Annotated in this window: 18 protein-coding genes; 11 read left to right on the top strand and 7 right to left on the bottom strand. The window is 53.3% G+C overall.

From position 1 onward, the window contains the following. Window positions 1-82 precede the first annotated feature (82 nt). The 4 genes from lpxL to fabV all read right to left on the bottom strand — a co-directional run bounded on the left by lpxL (window position 83) and on the right by fabV (window position 3931). Window positions 83-1048, bottom strand: a complete 966-nt coding sequence (gene lpxL / locus ACXAFI_RS15270) for an LpxL/LpxP family Kdo(2)-lipid IV(A) lauroyl/palmitoleoyl acyltransferase (protein WP_475109500.1) — start codon at window positions 1046-1048, stop codon at window positions 83-85. Window positions 1049-1161: 113 nt separating this feature from the next. After that, window positions 1162-1395 carry a DUF2789 family protein gene (locus ACXAFI_RS15275; protein ID WP_475109501.1) on the bottom strand — a complete coding sequence of 78 codons (234 nt, stop codon included), beginning with the start codon at window positions 1393-1395 and terminating at the stop codon, window positions 1162-1164. A gap of 91 nt (window positions 1396-1486) precedes the next feature. Further along, window positions 1487-2530, bottom strand: a complete 1044-nt coding sequence (locus ACXAFI_RS15280) for an NADP(H)-dependent aldo-keto reductase (RefSeq protein WP_475109502.1) — start codon at window positions 2528-2530, stop codon at window positions 1487-1489. A 222-nt stretch (window positions 2531-2752) separates the two neighbouring features. Further along, entirely contained in the window at window positions 2753-3931 is a 1179-nt protein-coding gene (fabV, locus tag ACXAFI_RS15285; protein ID WP_475109503.1) for an enoyl-ACP reductase FabV, read from the bottom strand. Window positions 3932-4409: 478 nt separating this feature from the next. Between fabV and ACXAFI_RS15290 the strand changes: the two genes are divergently transcribed. The 3 genes from ACXAFI_RS15290 to ACXAFI_RS15300 all read left to right on the top strand — a co-directional run bounded on the left by ACXAFI_RS15290 (window position 4410) and on the right by ACXAFI_RS15300 (window position 6295). Then, window positions 4410-4838, top strand: a complete 429-nt coding sequence (locus ACXAFI_RS15290) for an acyl-CoA thioesterase (protein ID WP_152451639.1) — start codon at window positions 4410-4412, stop codon at window positions 4836-4838. Window positions 4839-4914: 76 nt separating this feature from the next. Next, entirely contained in the window at window positions 4915-5487 is a 573-nt protein-coding gene (locus ACXAFI_RS15295) for a MiaE family protein (protein ID WP_475109833.1), read from the top strand. 97 nt (window positions 5488-5584) lie between these two features. Continuing rightward, window positions 5585-6295: a DUF2238 domain-containing protein gene (locus tag ACXAFI_RS15300; protein ID WP_475109504.1), complete on the top strand. Its 711-nt coding sequence runs from the start codon at window positions 5585-5587 to the stop codon at window positions 6293-6295. Window positions 6296-6299: 4 nt separating this feature from the next. On the opposite strand, the gene ACXAFI_RS15305 is transcribed toward ACXAFI_RS15300, so the two are convergent. After that, window positions 6300-6776: an Lrp/AsnC family transcriptional regulator gene (locus ACXAFI_RS15305; RefSeq protein ID WP_475109505.1), complete on the bottom strand. Its 477-nt coding sequence runs from the start codon at window positions 6774-6776 to the stop codon at window positions 6300-6302. Window positions 6777-6962: 186 nt separating this feature from the next. Between ACXAFI_RS15305 and ACXAFI_RS15310 the strand changes: the two genes are divergently transcribed. Further along, window positions 6963-8636: an aminotransferase class V-fold PLP-dependent enzyme gene (locus ACXAFI_RS15310; RefSeq protein ID WP_475109506.1), complete on the top strand. Its 1674-nt coding sequence runs from the start codon at window positions 6963-6965 to the stop codon at window positions 8634-8636. 25 nt (window positions 8637-8661) lie between these two features. Here ACXAFI_RS15310 and ACXAFI_RS15315 read toward each other — a convergent pair whose 3' ends face one another. Both ACXAFI_RS15315 and ACXAFI_RS15320 read right to left on the bottom strand, forming a co-directional pair. Further along, the gene (locus ACXAFI_RS15315) at window positions 8662-9564 is read right to left on the bottom strand and encodes a universal stress protein (protein ID WP_444921109.1); all 903 of its coding nucleotides are present in this window, start codon (window positions 9562-9564) and stop codon (window positions 8662-8664) included. Beyond that, window positions 9564-11069: a SulP family inorganic anion transporter gene (locus tag ACXAFI_RS15320; RefSeq protein WP_475109507.1), complete on the bottom strand. Its 1506-nt coding sequence runs from the start codon at window positions 11067-11069 to the stop codon at window positions 9564-9566. Before ACXAFI_RS15320 ends, ACXAFI_RS15315 begins: the two co-directional genes overlap by 1 nt. A 397-nt stretch (window positions 11070-11466) precedes the next feature. On the opposite strand from ACXAFI_RS15320, the gene ACXAFI_RS15325 reads away from it, so the two are divergent. The 7 genes from ACXAFI_RS15325 to ACXAFI_RS15355 all read left to right on the top strand — a co-directional run bounded on the left by ACXAFI_RS15325 (window position 11467) and on the right by ACXAFI_RS15355 (window position 19503). Then, window positions 11467-12747, top strand: a complete 1281-nt coding sequence (locus ACXAFI_RS15325; RefSeq protein ID WP_475109508.1) for an efflux RND transporter periplasmic adaptor subunit — start codon at window positions 11467-11469, stop codon at window positions 12745-12747. A 96-nt stretch (window positions 12748-12843) separates the two neighbouring features. Further along, a complete protein-coding gene (locus tag ACXAFI_RS15330) occupies window positions 12844-13545 on the top strand; it encodes an ABC transporter ATP-binding protein (protein WP_475109509.1) in 702 nt (233 codons plus the stop codon). A gap of 13 nt (window positions 13546-13558) precedes the next feature. Beyond that, window positions 13559-14875 (top strand): ABC transporter permease, encoded by a 1317-nt coding sequence (locus ACXAFI_RS15335; RefSeq protein ID WP_475109510.1) that lies wholly within the window; start codon window positions 13559-13561, stop codon window positions 14873-14875. Window positions 14876-14884: 9 nt separating this feature from the next. Then, on the top strand, window positions 14885-16093 hold the full coding sequence (locus ACXAFI_RS15340; protein ID WP_475109511.1) for an FtsX-like permease family protein: 1209 nt from the start codon (window positions 14885-14887) through the stop codon (window positions 16091-16093). 49 nt (window positions 16094-16142) lie between these two features. Then, a complete protein-coding gene (locus tag ACXAFI_RS15345; protein WP_475109512.1) occupies window positions 16143-16715 on the top strand; it encodes a nuclear transport factor 2 family protein in 573 nt (190 codons plus the stop codon). 113 nt (window positions 16716-16828) lie between these two features. Continuing rightward, the gene (locus ACXAFI_RS15350; protein WP_475109513.1) at window positions 16829-18181 is read left to right on the top strand and encodes a sigma-54-dependent transcriptional regulator; all 1353 of its coding nucleotides are present in this window, start codon (window positions 16829-16831) and stop codon (window positions 18179-18181) included. Next, window positions 18181-19503, top strand: a complete 1323-nt coding sequence (locus tag ACXAFI_RS15355; RefSeq protein ID WP_475109834.1) for a sensor histidine kinase — start codon at window positions 18181-18183, stop codon at window positions 19501-19503. Before ACXAFI_RS15350 ends, ACXAFI_RS15355 begins: the two co-directional genes overlap by 1 nt. Window positions 19504-19793 lie beyond the last annotated feature (290 nt).

The following is a 19793-nucleotide window of genomic DNA, read 5'->3' on the forward strand; positions in this document are numbered from 1 at the left end:
TAATTATCGCGCTCGGCCTGGAATAGCACCGCCAGAGTCGAACCAGTATGTTACTTAGGGCGCAGAATCTATGCCAGTGCGACTAGCTCGCCACTTTCCTGCGCTTCTTTTTCTTCTTGCGCACCCCTTCATAGACGTTGGATGCGCCCTCTGGGCGGGTCTTAAAGCGTCGGTGAACCCACATATACTGCTCTGGAGCCTCGCGAATGCGCGCTTCGATGAAGCGGTTGACCAGAATCGCGTCCTGTAGTTCATCCCCGGAAGGAATTTCATCAATGGGATCGTACACTTTGAGGCGATAACCGGAGTTGTCATCCAGCCGTGTAACTATGTAGGGCACAATCCTGGCGCGCCCCACACGGGCAAATCGCGAGGTACCTGTCACAGTGGCCGCAGGAACACCGAACAGGGGCGCAAAAACTCCCTGCTTGATCCCATAATCCTGGTCTGGAGCATACCAGACCGCTCGCCCGCGTTGCAGGGCGCGCAATACTCCACGTACATCCTTGCGCTGATAGACGCTTCCACCGCGGGTGTGACGCTCTCGCCCCTTGCGCTGCATATAGTCGTAGACGGGATTTTTGTGAGGGCGATACATGCCATCCAGGGTAATACTCATTCCCATCAGCGCCGCCCCCATCTCCAGGGTGGTAAAGTGCATGGCCATCAGTAATACGCCCTGCCCCTGGGACTGGATATCCCGTAACTGATCAAGGCCCTCAAAACTACAGTGACTTCGCAACCAGCGCGCGGAGCGAAACCAGGCCATGCCGGTTTCCATCAGAGCCATACCACTGGATTCAAAGTTGCGGAGAAGCAATGTCGCCCGCTCAGAATCACTGAGTTCAGGGAAACAGAGGGCCAGGTTGCGCTCGGCAATGATACGGCGACTATTGGCCAGCCCGAGCATTGCACGACCAAAACCGCGGCCCATTGCCAACTGCCAGCGATAGGGCAATTGAGCCACCAGGAACCAGAGCCCAAATAATAACCAGGTCAGCCAGTATCGGGGGTGCAGCAGGGCCGCTCGAAAACGGGGTTTTTCCATCGGATATCGCTACGCGGCCGGGGCCTTAGCCCCAGCTTAATCGGTTGAATTCGGCGTAGTATAACCTATGGGATACGGCGCAGGGGCGGGCAACTGGCCATTGCCAGGGCGCATTAATGACGCAGCAGGGAATCCAGCTCATCAACTGCGACGCACCAGTCAGAATCCTCTTCTATGGCATTCTCTAGAAACTGGCGCTGCCCGTCGGTCCAAAAAGGCGCCGCAGATAATTTCTCGTGCCGCTGCAGGTAGTGTGAAATCAGAAACTCGTGTATTTCTGCATCCTCTGAGGCTAACCCCAGTTGAGCGAACAAATCGTTGAGGGTGTGGTGCCCGGTCATCTCCATAAAAGCTCCCCTATCGTTATTCCCTTGCCGGTTAAGCAATTTTCTCCCCAATTATAGATATCCCCAACCCCATATTTAGGGCCTATTGATACTAAGGAGCCGGGTTTGGATTTTCGCTGTGAATAGCCTCAATGGCGGCCAACAGTTCCTCATTAAGTATCACATTGACACTGGCAATATTGTTGCGCAGCTGCTCCATGGTTGTGGCGCCGATTATATTGGAGGTCACAAACGGCTGTTGATTGACGAAGGCCAGAGCCATCTGCGCCGGGTCCAGATCAAACTGGCGCGCCAACTCCACATAAGCCTCGGTTGCTGCCGTCGTGCGTTCTCCCGCATAACGCTGGAAACGGTCGTACAGTGTCAGGCGCGCACCAGCAGGCTTTTTGCCCCCAAGATACTTCCCGGAAAGCACCCCAAAGGCCAGGGGCGAATAAGCCAGTAACCCACATCGCTCGCGCAGAGACATTTCGGCACAGCCGACCTCAAAAGTGCGGTTCAGCAGGTTATAGGGATTTTGGATCGAGACGATGCGCGGCTTGCCTAAAACTACCGACTCCCTGAGGTACTCGTGCATACCCCAAGGGGTTTCATTGGAAATGCCAATATGGCGAACCTTGCCCACCTTAACCAGCTCCTCCAGAGCATCGAGGGTTTCGGCAATAGCGATGCCATCGTCCCCGCCATGCTGGTAGCCAAGGCGACCGAAAAAGTTGGTCAAACGCTCAGGCCAATGGACCTGGTAGAGGTCGATATAATCGGTGGCCAACCGCTTGAGGGAGTGATCACAGGCCTTCAGGATCTGCTCGCGGTTCAGCCTCGGTCCTGAACGCAGATGCCCAACCCCAGAGTTGGCCTCGCCGCGCCCAGCCACCTTGGTGGCGATGATCACCTTGTCGCGTCCACCGCGGGCCGACAGCCAGCTGCCAATATATTCCTCCGTTCGCCCTTGAGTTTCAGGCCGGGGGGGCACCGGGTACATTTCCGCACAGTCGATAAAGTTCACCCCCTGCTCCAGGGCATAGTCCAGCTGCTCGGTGGCATCATCGGCGCTGTTTTGTTCGCCAAAGGTCATAGTCCCCAGGCAGATTTGGCTGACTTTGAGGTTACTGGTGCCGAGCTGGCGGTATTCCATGGCGTTTTCCCCCGCAAAAACTAAATGAGGATTATGCCCCCTTGCCGCTAGAGGAAAACAGGGGAGTACACGGGTAACTTAAGAAAAAGAAATAGAAGGAAAAGCCACAAGGGCCTTAGAGGCGAAACAATAAATTAAATAACAGAATTATAAGTGTGTAGAAAACGGAGAGCAGCGGCGCCACTCCCCGTAGACAAGGGCTCTCCCTGAGCCCAGCAGATATCAGCGGAATTCCGCCTCTACCATTGGACTGGTATCGGCTTCATAGTCGACACCCTCGACGCCAAAGCCAAATAGCTTGAGGAAGTCGGCCTGATAACCTTTGTAGTCTGTCAGCTCAAATAAGTTTTCTGCCGTTACCTGCGGCCACAGGTGTTCAATCTTGGACTGAGTCTCCGGGCGCAGTTCCTTGTCATCCATACGCAGGCGATTGTCTCCATCGAGACGCGGGGTATCGGTATAGAGTCCCTCGGTGTAGAGACGGTAGAGTTGTTCGATACAGCCCTCATGCGTCCCCTCTTCCTTCATCACCTTGTAGACCAGGGAAATATACAGCGGCATCACCGGAATCGCGGAACTGGATTGGGTAACCAGGGCCTTGAGCACCGCTACATTGGCGTTGGCCTGGCCCTTGTCGGTAATCGCCTTGGCGGCACGGTCCAGATCTTCCTTGGCCTTGCCGATGGTGGCGTGACCATAAATCGGCCAGGTGAGCTTTTCACCGATATAGGTGTAAGCCACAGTCTTGCAATTGTCGGCCAGAACGCCTGCTTCACCCAGGGCCTGCATCCACAGCTCCCAGTCCTCACCACCCATCACCTTCACGGTGTTGGCAATCTCTTCCTCATTGGCGGGCTCGACAGTGATATCGGAAATTTCCAGCTTGTCGGTATTCAAGTTTTTAGCCGTATAGGATTCACCGATGGGCTTTAGTACGGAACTATAAAGTTCACCGGTCTTGGGGTCTGTGCGGCGGGGTGAAGCGAGGCTGTAAACCACCAGGTCCACCTGTCCCAGATCCTCTTTGATCATTTCGACAGCCTGGGCTTTTACGGCGTCGGAAAAGGCATCGCCGTTGATACTCTTGGCATAGAGTCCCGCTTTGTGCGCCTCGGCCTCAAAAGCCGCGGAATTGTAGTAACCGGCGGAAGCGGTGCGCTTTTCCGTGGGCGGCTTTTCGAAAAACACCCCCAGGGTCTTAGCGCCACAGCCAAAGGCGGCGGTAACCCGCGAAGCCAGCCCGTAACCGGTGGAAGCTCCCACGACCAGAACCCGCTTTGGGCCATTATCGATCGCTGGCTGGGACTTGATGAAGTCAATCTGTTCACGCACATTGGCGGCACAGCCCTGCGGATGGGCATTGGTACAAATGAATCCGCGAACTTTCGGCTGGATAATCATCCTAACAGTCTCTCCCTATGCACTTGGGGAATCGTGGTTTTTTGATCACAGATACGCGAGGTGCGCATCGGGGAAAACGGTGGTATAAAACAAGCACAGCGACGCCAGAGTCACACCGTTTCGGCATTCTAATGGTTGTGGCTTTGGAGTCCCATAGTTACCTTTCCCTCCAGGCGTTCCCGCTGTCCAGAACCTCCCTAGCAGCGGCCAAAGTGGCCAAACGCCCTTAAAGTGACTTAACGCACTATTTTTGCGCATTAAAATCTTTTTTGCGCCAGAGCTGTGTCCCAAATCCCTTATAAGGCGCCTGTTTCACCCAGAAGCCTCAACTAAGCTTTCTCAGGCTTGGCACGCTGTGTGCAAAACACTTTATATGCGGAAGTTATCTGTTTGAGTACTGGAACCATCCAGCCCGAATGGTCACTGCGCAAATACTTACCATCAAGCGTTAAACCCAAAGTAAGTTAGGAAGGTCAGCGTGAAATATTACTCCCGTCACTGTGTCAAACCCGGCGACCTGAATCCTGCCCAGCGCCTATTTGGCGGTCAGCTTCTCGCCTGGATTGATGAAGAAGCCGCTATTTTTGCCGGTTGCCAGATGGGCACGCCCATGCTGGTCACCAAACTCATGTCAGAAATCGACTTTGTCAGCTCAGCCTGCTGTGGCGATGTCGTGGAATTCGGCTTTGAGGTGGTTGGCATCGGCCAGACCTCCCTGACCGTGCACTGTGAGGTGCGCAGCAAGCAGACCCAACAACTCATTGTGCAAGTGGAACAGATTGTCTTCGTGGCACTGGATGCTAACGGCAAGCCCACACCTCACGCCAAGGCCGGAATGACCCTGGAGCAGGCGCGAACCGTCACGCTTCACGAGCGGGAGCTTCGCGAGCGCCGATTAACCGGCTAAAGTCTCCTTCAGCCCTCTGAAAGCTATTCCTATGGATGGCGGTATACTGGCCCCTTTGTCGCTACCGTCATCCATCATGTTGCAACTTCGTTATAAAACCCCAAAGGCCTGGGCAGAGGTAGTGCTCAAGGATTTCAACCGTTTTCTGCAGGATCACGCCGCTGCAGAAAAGAAGGCCTCCGGCATGGCCGTCTCCATGTTCTCCCACTACCCGGACAAACCCTTGCTGGTGGAAGCCATGGTGAACCTGGCATTAGAGGAAATGAACCATTTTCGTCAGGTCATCAAAATCATGCATGAACGCGGCATCTATCAGGCAGCGGATGAGAAAGATCCCTATATCCACGCCCTGCGCCGGCTGATTCGCCGCGGCCCGGAGGAATACTTGATGGACCGGCTGCTCACCGCCGCCATTATCGAGGCGCGCGGTTGCGAACGCTTTGGCCTGGTAGCCGAAGCCCTACCGGAGGGGCCACTGAAAACTTTCTACCGGGTAATCACCGAAAGCGAGGCTCGCCACCACGAACTGTTTGTGGAGTTGGCGCTGGAGTATTTTCCCTGCCATGCGGTGGAGGAACGGCTTTCCCAGCTGCTCGATGAGGAGGCACTTATTACCCAGGCGTTACCCTACCGAGCAGCCCTGCACTAGCTCCGGGTGAAAGGAGTTACCCCAAGGAATCCAAGAAGGCGCGCAATCGTGTATGCTGGCGCAGAAATACCTTGTCTGCAGTGGGGATTCCGCAGTTATGTCCAGTCTTCGTCGACACTGGTACCACCTGTTTCTACTGACCGTTTTCGCCCTAGCCTGGGGTTGGTCTGCTTGGCAGCCGCTGCATCCAGATGACTGGTTGCTGGAAAACTACCTGGTCTTTGCAACCCTACCCGTTATTTTGCTCAGCGCCCGGGTATTTCCGCTCTCCAGGATTTCCTACACGCTCATCACTCTGTTTATGTGTCTGCATGTCATCGGCTCTCACTACACCTACGCGGAGGTACCGTTCGGTTTCTCCATGGGCGAGTGGCTCGGCAGTGAGCGCAATATGTACGACCGGCTGGTACATTTCAGTTTTGGCTTATTACTGGCCTACCCGGTGCGAGAGATATTGATCCGCCTGGCGGGCTTGCGCGGTTTTTGGGCTTACTTTTTCCCAGTGGACGTCACCTTCGCCCTTTCGTCCATCTATGAAATTATCGAGTGGCAAGCGGCACGCACCGTCTCCCCGGAACTGGGTATCGCCTTTCTCGGTTCACAGGGGGATATTTGGGATGCGCAGAAAGATATGTTGTTGGCAGGCCTAGGGGCCATAGTGGCGATGTTGATTGCACTGGCCCTGAACCTATGGCTCAACTCCAATACTTGGAAAGAAATACGCAATAGTATGCGAGTTCCTGAAGGGGACCGGGCCCGGGGAGAAGCCAAAATTCTGCAGTGGTGGCGCAGCCGACACAGCCACTGATCCCTCATACCGCCCCAGCGTAAGTCAGTGGCAGGCGGGTAGTCTGCTTCATGGTCTCCATCACAAAGCTGGAGCTGACATCAAATAAATCGGCCTTGATCAGCTCCTTGTAAAGGCGGTCGTAACCGGGCATATCGGTAACCACCGCTTTGATCAGGTAATCGAGATCCCCACTCATACGATGCACCTCCAGTATTTCGGCGATGCCCTGCACCAATTCACCGAACTGCGCAGCCCACTGGTCGTTGTGCTGATTGGTGCGGATGGAGATGTACACAGTCAGTGGCAAGTTGAGTTTTTGAGGATTCAGCAGTGTCACCCGCTCGGCGATCACGCCCTCCTCCTCCATTTTGTGAATACGCCGCCAGCAGGCGGATTTTGAAAGCCCCACCTGCTCGGCAATATCTCCTACAGAGAGCGTCGCATCCCGCTGCAATAGCTGGAGAATCTGTTTGTCCTGCCGATTAAACACCGCTGCCATATCTGCCCCCACACTGGCCGCCAAATAGCTTATCGTCTCACTAAATAATTAAATATCAACACAATGATCCCTAGTAACTGCTATTACGGTACGTTGTTTCGAGTTTGTGATAAAAAACCATACAAATAGGCACATTGTTTCACTGCTAAAGACCTAGAGTGGCCCTAAACAACAGGGAATAGAATCATGACCACTCTTATCAAGCACATTCGCGCATCTGTTATCGGCGATCGCATGCCTATTCCCACCCCTTTTGGACCGAGGCCGTTGATTTATGCCGACTACACGGCTTCCGGTCGCTCACTGACTTTTATCGAAGATGCCATCCGCCGGCAGGTGCTGCCCTATTACGCCAATACCCACAGCGAGAGTTCCTTTACCGGTGCCCAGATCAGTGCGTTGCGCGAGGAGGCACGGGAAGAGATTCGACGCGCGGTCAACGCAGGCCCCGAGCACAAGGTCATTTTTTGCGGCTCCGGTGCCACCGCTGCGATCAACAAGCTGATTGATATCCTCAACTTGCGTCTGCCTGCAGACCTGGATAAGCGCCACCAGTTGCGGGAGCAAATCCCCCAGCAGCAGCGGCCGGTAGTTTTTATTGGCCCCTACGAGCACCATTCCAATGAATTGCCCTGGCGGGAAAGCATCGCCGAACTGGTTTCTATTCCCCTGAATCGGCAGGGCGGGTTGGATCTAAACAACCTGGAATCCCTGTTGCAGACCTACGCCGAGCGTCCCGTGAAGATCGGCAGTTTTTCCGCCGCCTCCAATGTGACCGGCATTAAAACCGACGTAACGGCCGTCACCCAACTGCTGCACCGCTACGACGCCCTATCTTTCTGGGACTATGCGGCTGCAGCACCCTATGTGGGGATCGACATGTGCGCAGTTGGGGACAATGGTGAAGATGCGAATAAAGACGCGGCCTTTATCTCGCCACACAAGTTTGTCGGCGGGCCGGGTACACCCGGTATCCTGGTGGTACACGAGCGGCTGCTAAAAAATTCTGTACCGGCGACTCCCGGCGGGGGCACGGTGCTCTATGTCACCCCGCAGGATCACCGCTACCTGGATGATCCGGAGCGCTGTGAGGAGGGCGGTACCCCCGCCATTGTCGAGTCCATTCGCGCCGGAATGGTCTTCAAACTGCAGGGGATGGTGGGCACCGAGGAAATTGCCAGGCGTGAAGAGCATTTTATTCGCCGTGCCCTGCAGCGCTGGTCTCTTGAAGAAAATATCGAAATTCTCGGTAACCTGCAGGCGCCACGCCTTTCCATCGCCTCACTGCGCATTCTCTGGCAGGGCAAAGACTTGCACTACGGCTTTGTGGTGGCGTTACTCAACGATCTGTTTGGTATCCAGGCCCGCGGTGGCTGCTCCTGTGCCGGCCCCTATGGGCACACACTGCTCGGCATTGATATGGAGCACAGCCGCGCTCTGGAAGAACAGATCCTAAAAGGGCAAAAACTATTACGGCCCGGCTGGGTGCGGCTGAATTTCAATTATTTTATCGACGATGAAACCTTTGAATACTTGCTAGAGGCTGTCGCCCTGGTCGCACAGCACGGCTGGAGGCTGCTGCCCTATTACGCCTTCGACACGGCTCAAGGAGTCTGGCGCTTCCAGCAAGAAAAACTCGGCCCAGTTGTCAGCTTGGCAGAGATGGATTTTTTCGCAGGGGCAATAAACGAAGAAGAGAAGCCACAATCGCCGCGGACACTGAGCGACTACCTTGCCATTGCGAAGGAGGAGCTATGCCGAGCTCGGCTGGAGGCGCATTACTGCGAATTAAAACTGCCTGCAGATGCCGAAGCACTGCGCTGGTTCGCCAGTCCCAGGGAGGCGGTGTTGGCGCTCTGAGGCCTCGACCCCAGAGCTTCCATGATCAACGCAACAGCAGCAGGGGTTGCCGGGTTTTTAACAGCATCTTGGCGGTGATGCTCCCCATTAACAGATCACGCAAGCGATTGTGGCTAAAGGCCCCCATCACCGTGAGATCAATCTGGTGCTCGGCCTGATAGGCAATCAAAGCCTCGACCGGATTGCCCTCCAGGTGGCTGGCAGTAACCGCCAGCCCCGCGGCATCCAGTTCAGCGCTGGCCTGGGCCAGCAGTTTCTCCGCCACGTCCGCAGGTCCCACATTCACCAGATGGCAGGACAACTGGCGGAACAGCGGGCTCTCTGCCACCAGCGACAGCGCCTTGCGCGCGGCTTCGCTGCCATCGTAAGCGAGCATAATGCGCTTGGGCGGCTGGAATTCCCGGTTGACCACCAGAATCGGCTTGTGCAGGGCACGCACCACCGTCTCCAGTTGTGCGCCCAGGCCCTGCTCGGAATCCGCGTGCTCCTCGCCGCGAATACCCAGCACCAGCACGCGTATCGAATCCTCGAGTTCCACTACGGACTCGGGCAGGCTATCGTGTCGCTGGCAACTCATTACCTGCTCCACACCGGCAGCCTCAACGCGACTGCGCGCGGCCTGCAACATCAGTTTGCCCTGTTTCACCAGCAGCTGCGCGCGCTGTTGTTCCAGCGCGGTCAGCTCTTCCAGTAACTCCTCCTGGCTGCCGAGGCCGATGCTACCGGTGAAGTCCGTTACCGCAGGGACCTCACTGCGTTCGATGTTATGCAACAGCTTTAGCGGCGCACCCAGGCTATCGGCCAGCCAGGCCGAATAATCACAGACTGCACCGGTGTAATGGGAGCCGTCGATACAGGAGAGTATCAACGGCGGTGTAGCACCATTACTAAAGAGGTTATTGTTATTGTCGCTGTTGCTTACGGCCATCAATGTCCTCCAAGAACCCGTTCAATTTCCTCGGGTTTATCATGTACGCCGAACCGGTCGACGATTGTCTCACTAGCTTGGTTAAGCCCCACCAGCTCTACCTGGGCACCCTCACGACGGAATTTCAGCACTACTTTGTCTAGGGCGTTCACCGCGGAGATATCCCAGAAATGCGCGCGGCTGAGGTCGATCACTACCGTATCCACGACTTCCTTGAAGTTGAATGATGCGGTGAATTTATCGGCGGAATTAAAGAAAACCTGCCCAATCACTTTATAGGTACGACGACTCTGCGCCTCGTCCAGTTTACTGCTTACATACATAAAGTGGCTGACTTTGTTGGCAAAAAATAGCGCGGCCAGCAGTACCCCAACAAACACACCATAAGCCAGGTTATGGGTCCACACTACCACAATCACAGTGGCCAGCATGACCAAATTGGTGGAGAGCGGATAGTGTTTCAGGTTGCGTATGGAGCTCCAGTCAAAGGTGCCGATAGAGACCATGATCATGACCGCCACCAGGGCTGCCATGGGAATCACCGCCACCCAGTCACTGAGGAAGACCACCAGGGTCAACAGGCCAATACCGGCCACCAGGGTGGAGAGTCGACCGCGACCGCCGGACTTCACGTTGATTACCGACTGGCCGATCATGGCGCAACCGGCCATACCGCCGAGGGAGCCAGCAGCAATATTGGCAATTCCCTGCCCCTTACACTCACGGTTCTTATCGCTGTTGGTATCGGTCAGGTCGTCGACAATGGTTGCCGTCATCAGAGATTCCAGCAGACCTACTACTGCCAGGCCAGCGGAATAAGGGAAGATAATTTGCAGGGTTTCAAAATTCAGCGGCACTTCGGGCCAGAGGAAGATCGGCAGAGTATCCGGCAGTTCGCCCATATCGCCGACGGTACGAATATCCAACCCCATGGTCACGGCCACTGCGGTGAGCAGTAGGATACACACCAGCGGCGAGGGCACCGCTTTACCAATCACCGGAATATGGGGGAAGAGATAGATAATCCCCAGGCCCGCTGCGGTCATGGCGTAGACCTCCCAGGTGCCACCAATCAACTCGGGCATCTGCGCCATAAATATCAGAATGGCCAGGGCATTCACAAATCCGGTCACCACCGCCCGGGACACAAAGCTCATCAGGCTGCCCAGCTTGAGGTAACCGGCAATAATCTGCAGTACCCCGGTGAGCAGCGTCGCCGCCAGCAGGTACTGCAGGCCGTGCTCCTTCACCAGCGTCACCATCAGCAGTGCCATGGCACCCGTGGCCGCGGAAATCATGCCCGGCCGACCGCCCACAAAGGCGATCACCACGGCAATACAGAAGGAGGCGTAGAGTCCAACCCTGGGGTCCACCCCCGCAATAATAGAGAAGGCGATCGCCTCTGGAATCAGGGCCAGGGCCACTACCAGGCCTGCGAGAACGTCGCGACGTATATTGCCGAACCAGTCGGCTTTGGTCGATGAGAGCAGCGATGGAAGGAACATAAACGCAATAAATTTGAATTGATCAAAAAAAGGCCGCGCACTCTACCACATGCACAGTTCCCCCGCATGAATCCCCACTGTAGACCCAAGGTTCAGCGGATCGACCTTCGTCTTCAATCTCCCCAGTCCTAGCTTTATCCCTCTTCCCCGACATCAATAGAGCTAGCGGACAAAGCGGACAGCGGACACTTTTTGCGGACACCCGTGGAAAAGCCCCGCACTTCCAGAAACTGAAAAAATCCTTATTTATCAGTGAGTTATAAGCATTTTTAAAGTTGGCACAGCCCTTGCTAAATACTCGACAAAACCAATATTTTTGGATTTGCATCCGAATAGAAAATATTTTGCATCCAAAGTGGAAAAGCAAAAGCCCCGATAAAGAGAAATGGAAAGCGAGATGATCAGAGACACTTCCAGGCAAGATACAAAAATCGAAGCCGTGCCGCTGTGGAAGAATCCAAAAGTAATTAAGAGCACCCTCGGCCTCGGCCTGGCCACCGCTTTCCTCACCTGGGGTATCAACGCCTGGCACAGCACCAGCTCGGTGGATAACACCCTTTCTCTGTCACGCATCAATATCGCCCAAGTGGAACGCGGTGATTTGGTACGCGACCTAGTGGTCCAGGGCAAGGTCGTCGCCGCCAACAGCCCCACCCTGTTCAGCCCCGCTCAGGGTATCGTGAAGTTTTCCGTGAAAGCCGGGGATAGCGTAAAGGCCGGCCAGATCCTCGCCACCGTCGACAGCCCCGAGCTTTCCAACCAGCTGGCCCAGGAAAAGGCGCAACTAAACCAGCTCGGCGTGCAGCTGCAACGGCAGAAGATTCAGGCCAAGCGCCAACAGATGGAGAACCAGCAGAAAGCCGATCTGGCCAAGGTCGATCTCACCGCGGCCAAACGGGAGTTGAAGCGCTCCGAACTCTCAATGGAGAAACAGATTATCTCCCTGCTCGACTTTGAGCGCAGTAAGGACGAAATGGCTCGCGCCCAGCTGGAATACCAACAGGCCGTACAAAACGCAGAGCTGGAGAAAGAGTCCCTCACCTTTGAAACCCAGACTCTGGAGCTGCAGTTGTCACAACAACAACTACAAGTGGAGGAGCTGGAGCGCCGTGTGCGCGAACTGCAGATTCTCTCTCCAGTGAACGGCACTGTCGGCAGCCTCGCCGTCACCCAGCGCAGTGCAGTGCCCGCCAATGCACCACTGATCACCGTCGTGGACCTCACCAGTTTCGAATTAGAAGCCGCCGTGCCGGAAAACTACGCCGACGACCTGGGCCTGAATATGGCCGTGGCCATCAATCTGGGAGGGCGTGAACTGCCCGGCGAAATTACCGCGATTTCCCCCGAGGTTATCGATAACCAAGTCATCGCCCGTGTGCGCTTTAGCGAGGGACAGCCCCAAAACCTGCGTCAGAACCTGCGTCTCACTGCCCGTGTGCTGTTGGAGAACCGCAATGATGTGCTGCTGGTGAAACGCGGCGGTTTCCTGGATCAGAGCGGCGGTCGCTATGCGTTTCGCCTGAACGATCAACAACAGGCGGAACGCGTTGGTATTCAAATTGGCGCATTGGGGCTGAAACAAGTGGAAATCGTTTCCGGCCTGCAAGAGGGGGATCAAATCATTATCTCCGCTTCCGAAGAATTGGAGAGGGCCCAGCTGGTTGCCCTGAAAGAGTAAACCAAACCAGACAGTAAACACGCGCAAGCTACGACTTTTCTGCTTCCGCAATGAATCAACGATTTAAAAATTCAGTGAAAAACAAGGAACATCGCCATGCTTAAAATGCATAACGTCCGCAAGAGTTTCCGCACAGACACCATTGAAACCCACGCCCTGCGCGACTTCAGCCTGGAAGTAAAGGAAGGGGAATTTGTCTCTGTCACCGGCCCCAGCGGCTCCGGTAAAACCACCTTTCTCAATATCGCAGGGCTACTGGAAACCCCAACCGGAGGCCAATATTTACTGGATGGTGAAGATGTCAGCAACCTGAGTGACCGCCAGCGCTCCCGCCTGCGCAATGAAAAAATCGGCTTTATTTTTCAGGGGTTCAACCTGATTCCCGATCTCAACCTGTTCGATAACATTGATGTTCCTCTGCGCTACCGCGGCTTTAACGCTAAAGAACGCCGTAAACGCATCGAAAAGGTCCTGGAACAAGTGGGCCTGTCTGCCCGGGCCAAACATCTGCCTGCGCAACTTTCCGGCGGCCAGCAGCAGCGAATCGCCATCGCCCGAGCACTGGCCGGTGAACCACGCTTTCTGCTCGCAGACGAACCCACCGGAAATCTCGACTCACTGATGGCCCGCCAGGTTATGGAGCTACTGGAGTTTATCAATGAGTGGGGCACCACTATCGTGATGGTCACCCACGATCCCGAATTGGCCCGCCGCGCGCATCGCAATATTCAGATTGTGGATGGACAGGTGTGTGATCTGCGCCCGGTCACCGAGCAACCTGAAGCCGCTACTGCTTAAGGAGCCTGCAGTAATGATTGGATACTATATTTCCCTGGCTCTGCGCAGCCTGCGCAGTACACCGATATTAAGCGCACTGATGGTCGCGGCCATCGCGGTGGGGGTGGGTGCTTCTATGACAGTGCTCACCCTCAACTACATGATGTCGCAGAACGCGCTTGAGCATAAAGACGATGTCCTCTTTGCCGTACAGCTCGATAGCTGGGATGTTAATAAAGCCTACGATAACGCTAACGAAATCCCCTGGCAGCTGACCTATAAAGATGCCCAGGCCCTGCTGCGCTCCGATATCCCCACCCGCCAGGTAGCCATGCACCGCTATGGTTTCACCGTAGAACTGGAAGATTCCGCAATCCGACCTTATACCGCTGACATCCGTGTAACCACCCGCGATTTCTTCAGGTTATTCGATGTTCCTTTTATTTACGGCGGCACCTGGGAAAAGAGTGCGGACAAATCACCTATGCAGGTGGTGGTGCTATCCAAAGCTACCAATGAAAAATTATTCTCTGGAGAAAACAGCGTTGGTAAAACCGTCGTATTAAATAGCCAGCCTTTTACCGTTATAGGCGTTATTGATACCTGGGAGCCCTCACCCAAAGTTTACGATGTCAATAATAGCTCCTTTGCAAAAGTTGAATCCCTGTTCGTGCCTTTTGGCCTCCACCGCAAGCTGGAAATTTACAGCTGGGGAAATACCAATGGCTGGGATAGTGGTGGAGAAGGCGAAGGCTACGAGGGTTTCCTACAAAGTGAGAGCGTCTGGATTCAATTTTGGGTTGAACTCAGTGATAGCGAACAAAAAGCCGAGTACGAAAGCTTCCTAACCGCGTACATTCAAAGACAAAAGGAGCAGGGGCGCTTCGAGCGACCATCGAAGTTTGCTCTGAGTAAACCTTCCGAGTGGCTGGTTCTGAACGAAGTTCTCAGCGATGACAATCGCGTATTGGGCTGGGTATCCCTGGCCTTCCTATTAGTTTGCGTCATCAACGCGGTAGCTCTCTTGCTCGCCAAGTTTCTACGCAAAGCGCCCGAAGCGGGTGTGCGTCGAGCACTTGGTGCCAGCCGCAATGCCATCTTCACCCAGCACCTCATTGAAAGTTCAACTATCGGCATTCTCGGTGGAATAGCCGGTATTTTACTCGCTTTTATAGGGATCAGTGGAATCCGTTATTTGGCGATGGGGCAACTGGATACCGTCGCCAGGATGGATTGGGTGATGGTGATCGCAGCCATCGGACTCGCGCTAATCGCAAGCCTGCTGGCAGGGCTTTACCCAGCTTGGCGTATCAGTCGCACTAACCCCTCCATTTATCTGAAAACCCAGTAAGGACGAGTCATGCTTGAATTAAAACCCATGTTATCCGCCCTCTGGCGTAACAAAGTACCTGCCCTGCTGATCGCTCTGCAGCTTGCATTGACACTGGCAATTATCAGCAACACGGTTGTGATCGTAAAAGATCGTATTGCAAAAATAGAAAGGCCCACTGGCATTGCCGTTGAGGAGATCATTGCCATCAACGTAATGGCGATCCCCAATAACTACGACATGATTGGAGCGGTATCTTCTGATTTGGAGTTACTGCGAAAACTACCTTCCGTCAAAGATGCAACTGTTACTAACCAGGTGCCTTTATCCCGGTCTGGTTCCGCGGGCACTTTTTACACTCAACCTAACCAGGAAGTCGGCGGAGAGGTTTCTAACCGATATAATACGGACCCAAACTTTATCAATACCCTGGGTTTAAAATTAGTGGCGGGGCGAAACTTTACCAGTGCTGAAATGCAACATTTTGATCCGAGTGAAATTCGGGATATCAATGTCGCTGTTATCACCCAGCAGTTCGCGGATAAAATTTACCCAGACCAAGATCCTGTTGGAAAACCCCTCTATGATGGCAACACGTCCCATCCAATAGAAATTATTGGTGTTGTCGAACGGCATCTGGGCGCCTGGGTCGACTGGTCAAAAGCAGGTAATGTGGCCTTTTTTCCCATTGTCAGAAATACTCAGGACGTCAATTATTTAGTTCGCGCCGAACCGGGCAAACGCGATGAAGTGTTGAAGACCTTAGTAGAAAAACTCTCTGAAAGGGACCCTCAAAGAGTCATTAAAACCAGAGTGCTCTCAGAGTATGTCGCTCGCAGTTATGCAGGGGATAACTTAATGATAAAAGTGTTATCTATTGTTGCGGCCACGCTCAGCTTTATCGTAGCACTGGGGATTGTTGGCCTGACAATCTTCTGGATTAACCAACGCGCCAAACAAATAGGTGTTAGACGTGCACTGGGGGCTAGCCGCAGCAATATCAGCCGCTATTTCCTGATTGAAAACAGTCTGATTGCCGCTACCGGTATAGCCCTGGGCAGTGCCGCAGCCCTAATCGTTAATCAGTATATGGTGCGCGATTACTCCCAGCCGGTATTAACCCTACTGCCGCTCGCTATCTGTGCTCTATTGGTATTGGTTGTCAGCCTCGCCGCTGCACTGGCGCCAGCACTACGTGCAGCCAATATCTCCCCGGCTACCGCCACCCGCAGCGTATAAAATCAATTTCAAACTGGTGGCCGGACTTTTTTAGCTGACCACCAGTTTGGTGAAAAGCAAGATAGTAAAGAAAAAGGGAGAATTTATTGTGCGAAATTATTTAATGGCTCTAGGGTTTACAGCCATGTCAATTTTCATACCCACAGCAATCGCCGAGCAACATCCCATCGTTGCCGGCCCTCAAGCTACAGAGGAATTAGAAAAGGAAATCTCCGTTGTCGACTCACAACTGTTTGATGCTGTCTTCAATAGCTGCGACATTAACAAACTGAGTCAACTCGTCACTGATGATTTTGAAATGTACCATGATAAGTGGGGTAAGACCGCAAGCTCAGCACGTGAATTTCTCGATGGCATTAGCAGCATGTGTGAACGACAAAAATCTGGCAGTGATATTAAAGCGCGCCGCGAAATCATTAGCGGTAGTGTTAAAATTTTCCCAATGAACAACTACGGAGCCATTCAAAGCGGTACACATAAATTTTATGGCATAAATGCTGATAACAGCGAAGTGTTACGCGAGAGTGGACAGTTCACCCACCTCTGGAAAAAAGTAAATGGGCAGTGGAAGCTCGCCAGAGTCTTGAGTTTTGATCACCAACCTGCCAACAGTGGTCACTAGCCTCTGACACTAACCTTCTAACCTACAGTCTGGATTTAAACACCAACGGCAGTAGTTCCCCCTAACCACCACTCATTGCATAATGGCCAGCTTACAAGCTGGCCCTAGGTCCTATGGATAAAATACTTATTATTGACGATAACAGCGGTATCGTCTCGGCCCTGGAAATACTGTTGTCATTACATGACTTGCAGCCGCTCTGCGCCATTACCCCCCAGGCAGGCTTGCAGTTATTGCGTGAGAATCGGGATATTAGCCTGGTGATCCAGGATATGAATTTCACCGCGGATACCACCTCTGGTGAGGAGGGGCGCGAACTATTTTTTGCCATTCGCGAAATCAACCCGGATCTACCTATCATCCTCTTGACCGCCTGGACACAATTAGAAATGGCCGTTGAACTGGTCCGTGCTGGTGCCGCCGATTACCTAGGCAAACCCTGGGATGATAATAAACTGATCTCCACCATCAATAATCTGCTGGAGCTCGGTGAACTGCAAAAGCAACAGCGAACGTCCCAGCAAAAGGCCATCAATGCCCGCAGCGAATTACAGGGTAAGTTCGACTTGCGCGAGATCATCTACCGCAGTGATAAGATGCAACAACTTCTGGAGATGGCTACCCAGGTGGCCAAATCCGATGTACCCGTGCTGATCACCGGGCCAAATGGGGCCGGCAAGGAAAAAATAGCGGAAGTTGTGCAGGCAAACTCCCTACTGAGCGAAGGCCCTTTTATCAAGGTCAATGTAGGTGCCCTACCAGAGGACCTAATGGAAGCAGAGCTGTTTGGCGCCGAGCCAGGTGCTTACACCGGCTCGGGCAATAAAGCCCGCGAAGGACGCTTCGAGGCTGCCGATGGCGGTACCCTCTTTCTCGACGAGATCGGTGAGCTCTCTGCCAGTGGACAGGTAAAATTATTACGCGTACTACAAACCGGCGAGTTCCAGCGCCTCGGTAGCAGTCAGACCCGCAAGGTCAAGGTGCGGGTGATCAGCGCGACCAATAGCGATCTTCCCCAGGCCATTGCAGAAGGCCGTTTTCGTCAGGATTTGTTCTACCGCCTAAATGTGATTGAGTTGCGCCTACCGCCCCTCTGTGAGCGCCCTGAAGATATAGCGCCTCTGGCAATCAATTTTTTACAGGAAAACGATCCCTCTAAAAAGCTCTCTCCCCAGGCGGTGACTGCGCTCACTCGTTATCGCTGGCCCGGCAATGTGCGCGAGTTACAAAATATCATGCAACGCGCATCCGTACTTTGCCGGGGAGATACCATTGATGAGTCTCTATTGGCTTTGCCACAACAGCATCAGGTAGATAAGACTGAAATCAATTTCGAGCCCAGCCGTGAGCTGTTGCAACAGACACTAACCAGCTGTAATGGCATCATCGCTCAAGCTGCGCGAGAACTTGGCATGAGCCGGCAGGCCCTATATCGCCGCTTGGAAAAACACGGTATCCCCTATTGATGTTCAAAAATTTCTCTTTAGAAGGGCGTATTCTCGCCAGTACTACTTTGGCACTGTTGATTGCCACCACTTTGTCGTGGCTGCTAGTCAAATTGGGCCTCAATGCCATGTCATCCTGGGCTCTGGGTCTTATCCTGGGTATTTTCGTCAATATCACTTTAATACGCTGGGTCTTGAGGCCCCTAACCACCACTCTAAAGTCCTTGCAGGGTGGATTGCTCAACTTCCGCGACGGTGACTTTTCTATTTCACTGGTGCCCCCAAGGGATACAGCGCTGAGTCAAATTACAAACCTGTATAACGAAATTGGAGAACACCTGAGACGCGAGCGTGCCCATATTTACCAACGGGAACTGCTACTAGACACTGTGATACAAAGCTCGCCCCAGGCTTTAATCCTGGTGGATCAGAGTGATCATATTATTTATTCCAATAGCAGCGCTAAAAAACTACTCAATAGGGGTAGGCCTATACAGGGTTTACTGCTGCAACAGCTTTTGCCAAACAGCCCTAGAGAGATAGCCAACGCTATTGAGAAATGGGAGAACGGCCTGTTTAATTTTACCGACAGTCATGGCACCCATTCCATGCACATCGGCAACAGCACTTTTGTCCTCAATGCGCACAAGCATCGCCTGATTGTTTTACGCGAGATGACGAAAGAGCTCACCCGAGCTGAGGTGGAAGTATGGAAAAAAGTAATTCGCCTGATTAGCCATGAATTAAATAATTCCCTGGCCCCCATCTCCTCACTGGCCCACTCAGGCAAGATGCTGATTGCCAAACCAGATAAAGCCACTGCGCTTGAAAAGGTTTTCGATATTATTGCGGAACGCTGCAAGCATCTCACCGAGTTCACCCAAGGTTACGCCAGCTTTGCCAAGTTACCGCCTCCCAGCTGTGAGCAAGTGAGTTGGAGAGAGCTTACAGAACGTATTGCCCCCTTACAGGAATTTATTTTAAAAGGTGAACTGCCTGAGCGTCCTGGATACTTTGATCCGGTGCAGATTGAGCAAGCGTTACTCAATTTAATCAAAAATTCTCACGAAGCGGGTTCCAATAGCGAAGATATCGAACTATCAATTCGAACCGATGGCCTGGGTCAACAGCTGATTATTGCCGACCGTGGTTGTGGCATGAGTGAAAAAGTTTTGCAGCAGGCGTTGCTACCATTTTTCTCCACCAAAGAACAAGGGGTAGGCCTAGGGCTCGCTCTTTGTAGAGAAATTGTCGACGCTCATGGAGGCCGAATTCAATTAATGAACCGCAGCGGAGGGGGGCTACAAATTTCTCTTTGGTTGCCCTGGAAGGAACAGCCTTAGGTTTCTATTTCAAAAAACGAAGAAAATAGAGATTAAATATAATTAAATAAATTTGTCTTATAGGAAAGCGCAACTACTCCCTGCCTGACCGCCACAAAAACTGTCTCAATAGGCCAATAAATAAATTGCCAAAAGCATCACAAAAAATTTATTGCGGTCCATTCCTCCTGCTTCGTTGAACTATATGTGCCGTCTGTAAGTTACAGCCGGCCTATACGGTTCGGGTAGCGCACTGGCACAGTGCCCCCACAATTTAAAAATATCTGCCGAGCCGTACGTTTTTTAAAACA

The sequence above is a fragment of the Microbulbifer sp. ABH2_005 genome (genome assembly GCF_056160005.1).

Bases quoted from the DNA above. Each gene is read 5' to 3' on its own strand.
- lpxL (WP_475109500.1), bottom strand. From the start codon at position 1,048: ATGGAAAAACCCCGTTTTCGAGCGGCCCTGCTGCACCCCCGATACTGG.
- ACXAFI_RS15275 (WP_475109501.1), bottom strand. From the start codon at position 1,395: ATGGAGATGACCGGGCACCACACCCTCAACGATTTGTTCGCTCAACTG.
- ACXAFI_RS15280 (WP_475109502.1), bottom strand. From the start codon at position 2,530: ATGGAATACCGCCAGCTCGGCACCAGTAACCTCAAAGTCAGCCAAATC.
- fabV (WP_475109503.1), bottom strand. From the start codon at position 3,931: ATGATTATCCAGCCGAAAGTTCGCGGATTCATTTGTACCAATGCCCAT.
- ACXAFI_RS15295 (WP_475109833.1), top strand. From the start codon at position 4,915: ATGTTGCAACTTCGTTATAAAACCCCAAAGGCCTGGGCAGAGGTAGTG.
- ACXAFI_RS15300 (WP_475109504.1), top strand. From the start codon at position 5,585: ATGTCCAGTCTTCGTCGACACTGGTACCACCTGTTTCTACTGACCGTT.
- ACXAFI_RS15305 (WP_475109505.1), bottom strand. From the start codon at position 6,776: ATGGCAGCGGTGTTTAATCGGCAGGACAAACAGATTCTCCAGCTATTG.
- ACXAFI_RS15310 (WP_475109506.1), top strand. From the start codon at position 6,963: ATGACCACTCTTATCAAGCACATTCGCGCATCTGTTATCGGCGATCGC.
- ACXAFI_RS15315 (WP_444921109.1), bottom strand. From the start codon at position 9,564: ATGGCCGTAAGCAACAGCGACAATAACAATAACCTCTTTAGTAATGGT.
- ACXAFI_RS15320 (WP_475109507.1), bottom strand. From the start codon at position 11,069: ATGTTCCTTCCATCGCTGCTCTCATCGACCAAAGCCGACTGGTTCGGC.
- ACXAFI_RS15325 (WP_475109508.1), top strand. From the start codon at position 11,467: ATGATCAGAGACACTTCCAGGCAAGATACAAAAATCGAAGCCGTGCCG.
- ACXAFI_RS15330 (WP_475109509.1), top strand. From the start codon at position 12,844: ATGCTTAAAATGCATAACGTCCGCAAGAGTTTCCGCACAGACACCATT.
- ACXAFI_RS15335 (WP_475109510.1), top strand. From the start codon at position 13,559: ATGATTGGATACTATATTTCCCTGGCTCTGCGCAGCCTGCGCAGTACA.
- ACXAFI_RS15340 (WP_475109511.1), top strand. From the start codon at position 14,885: ATGCTTGAATTAAAACCCATGTTATCCGCCCTCTGGCGTAACAAAGTA.
- ACXAFI_RS15350 (WP_475109513.1), top strand. From the start codon at position 16,829: ATGGATAAAATACTTATTATTGACGATAACAGCGGTATCGTCTCGGCC.
- ACXAFI_RS15355 (WP_475109834.1), top strand. From the start codon at position 18,181: ATGTTCAAAAATTTCTCTTTAGAAGGGCGTATTCTCGCCAGTACTACT.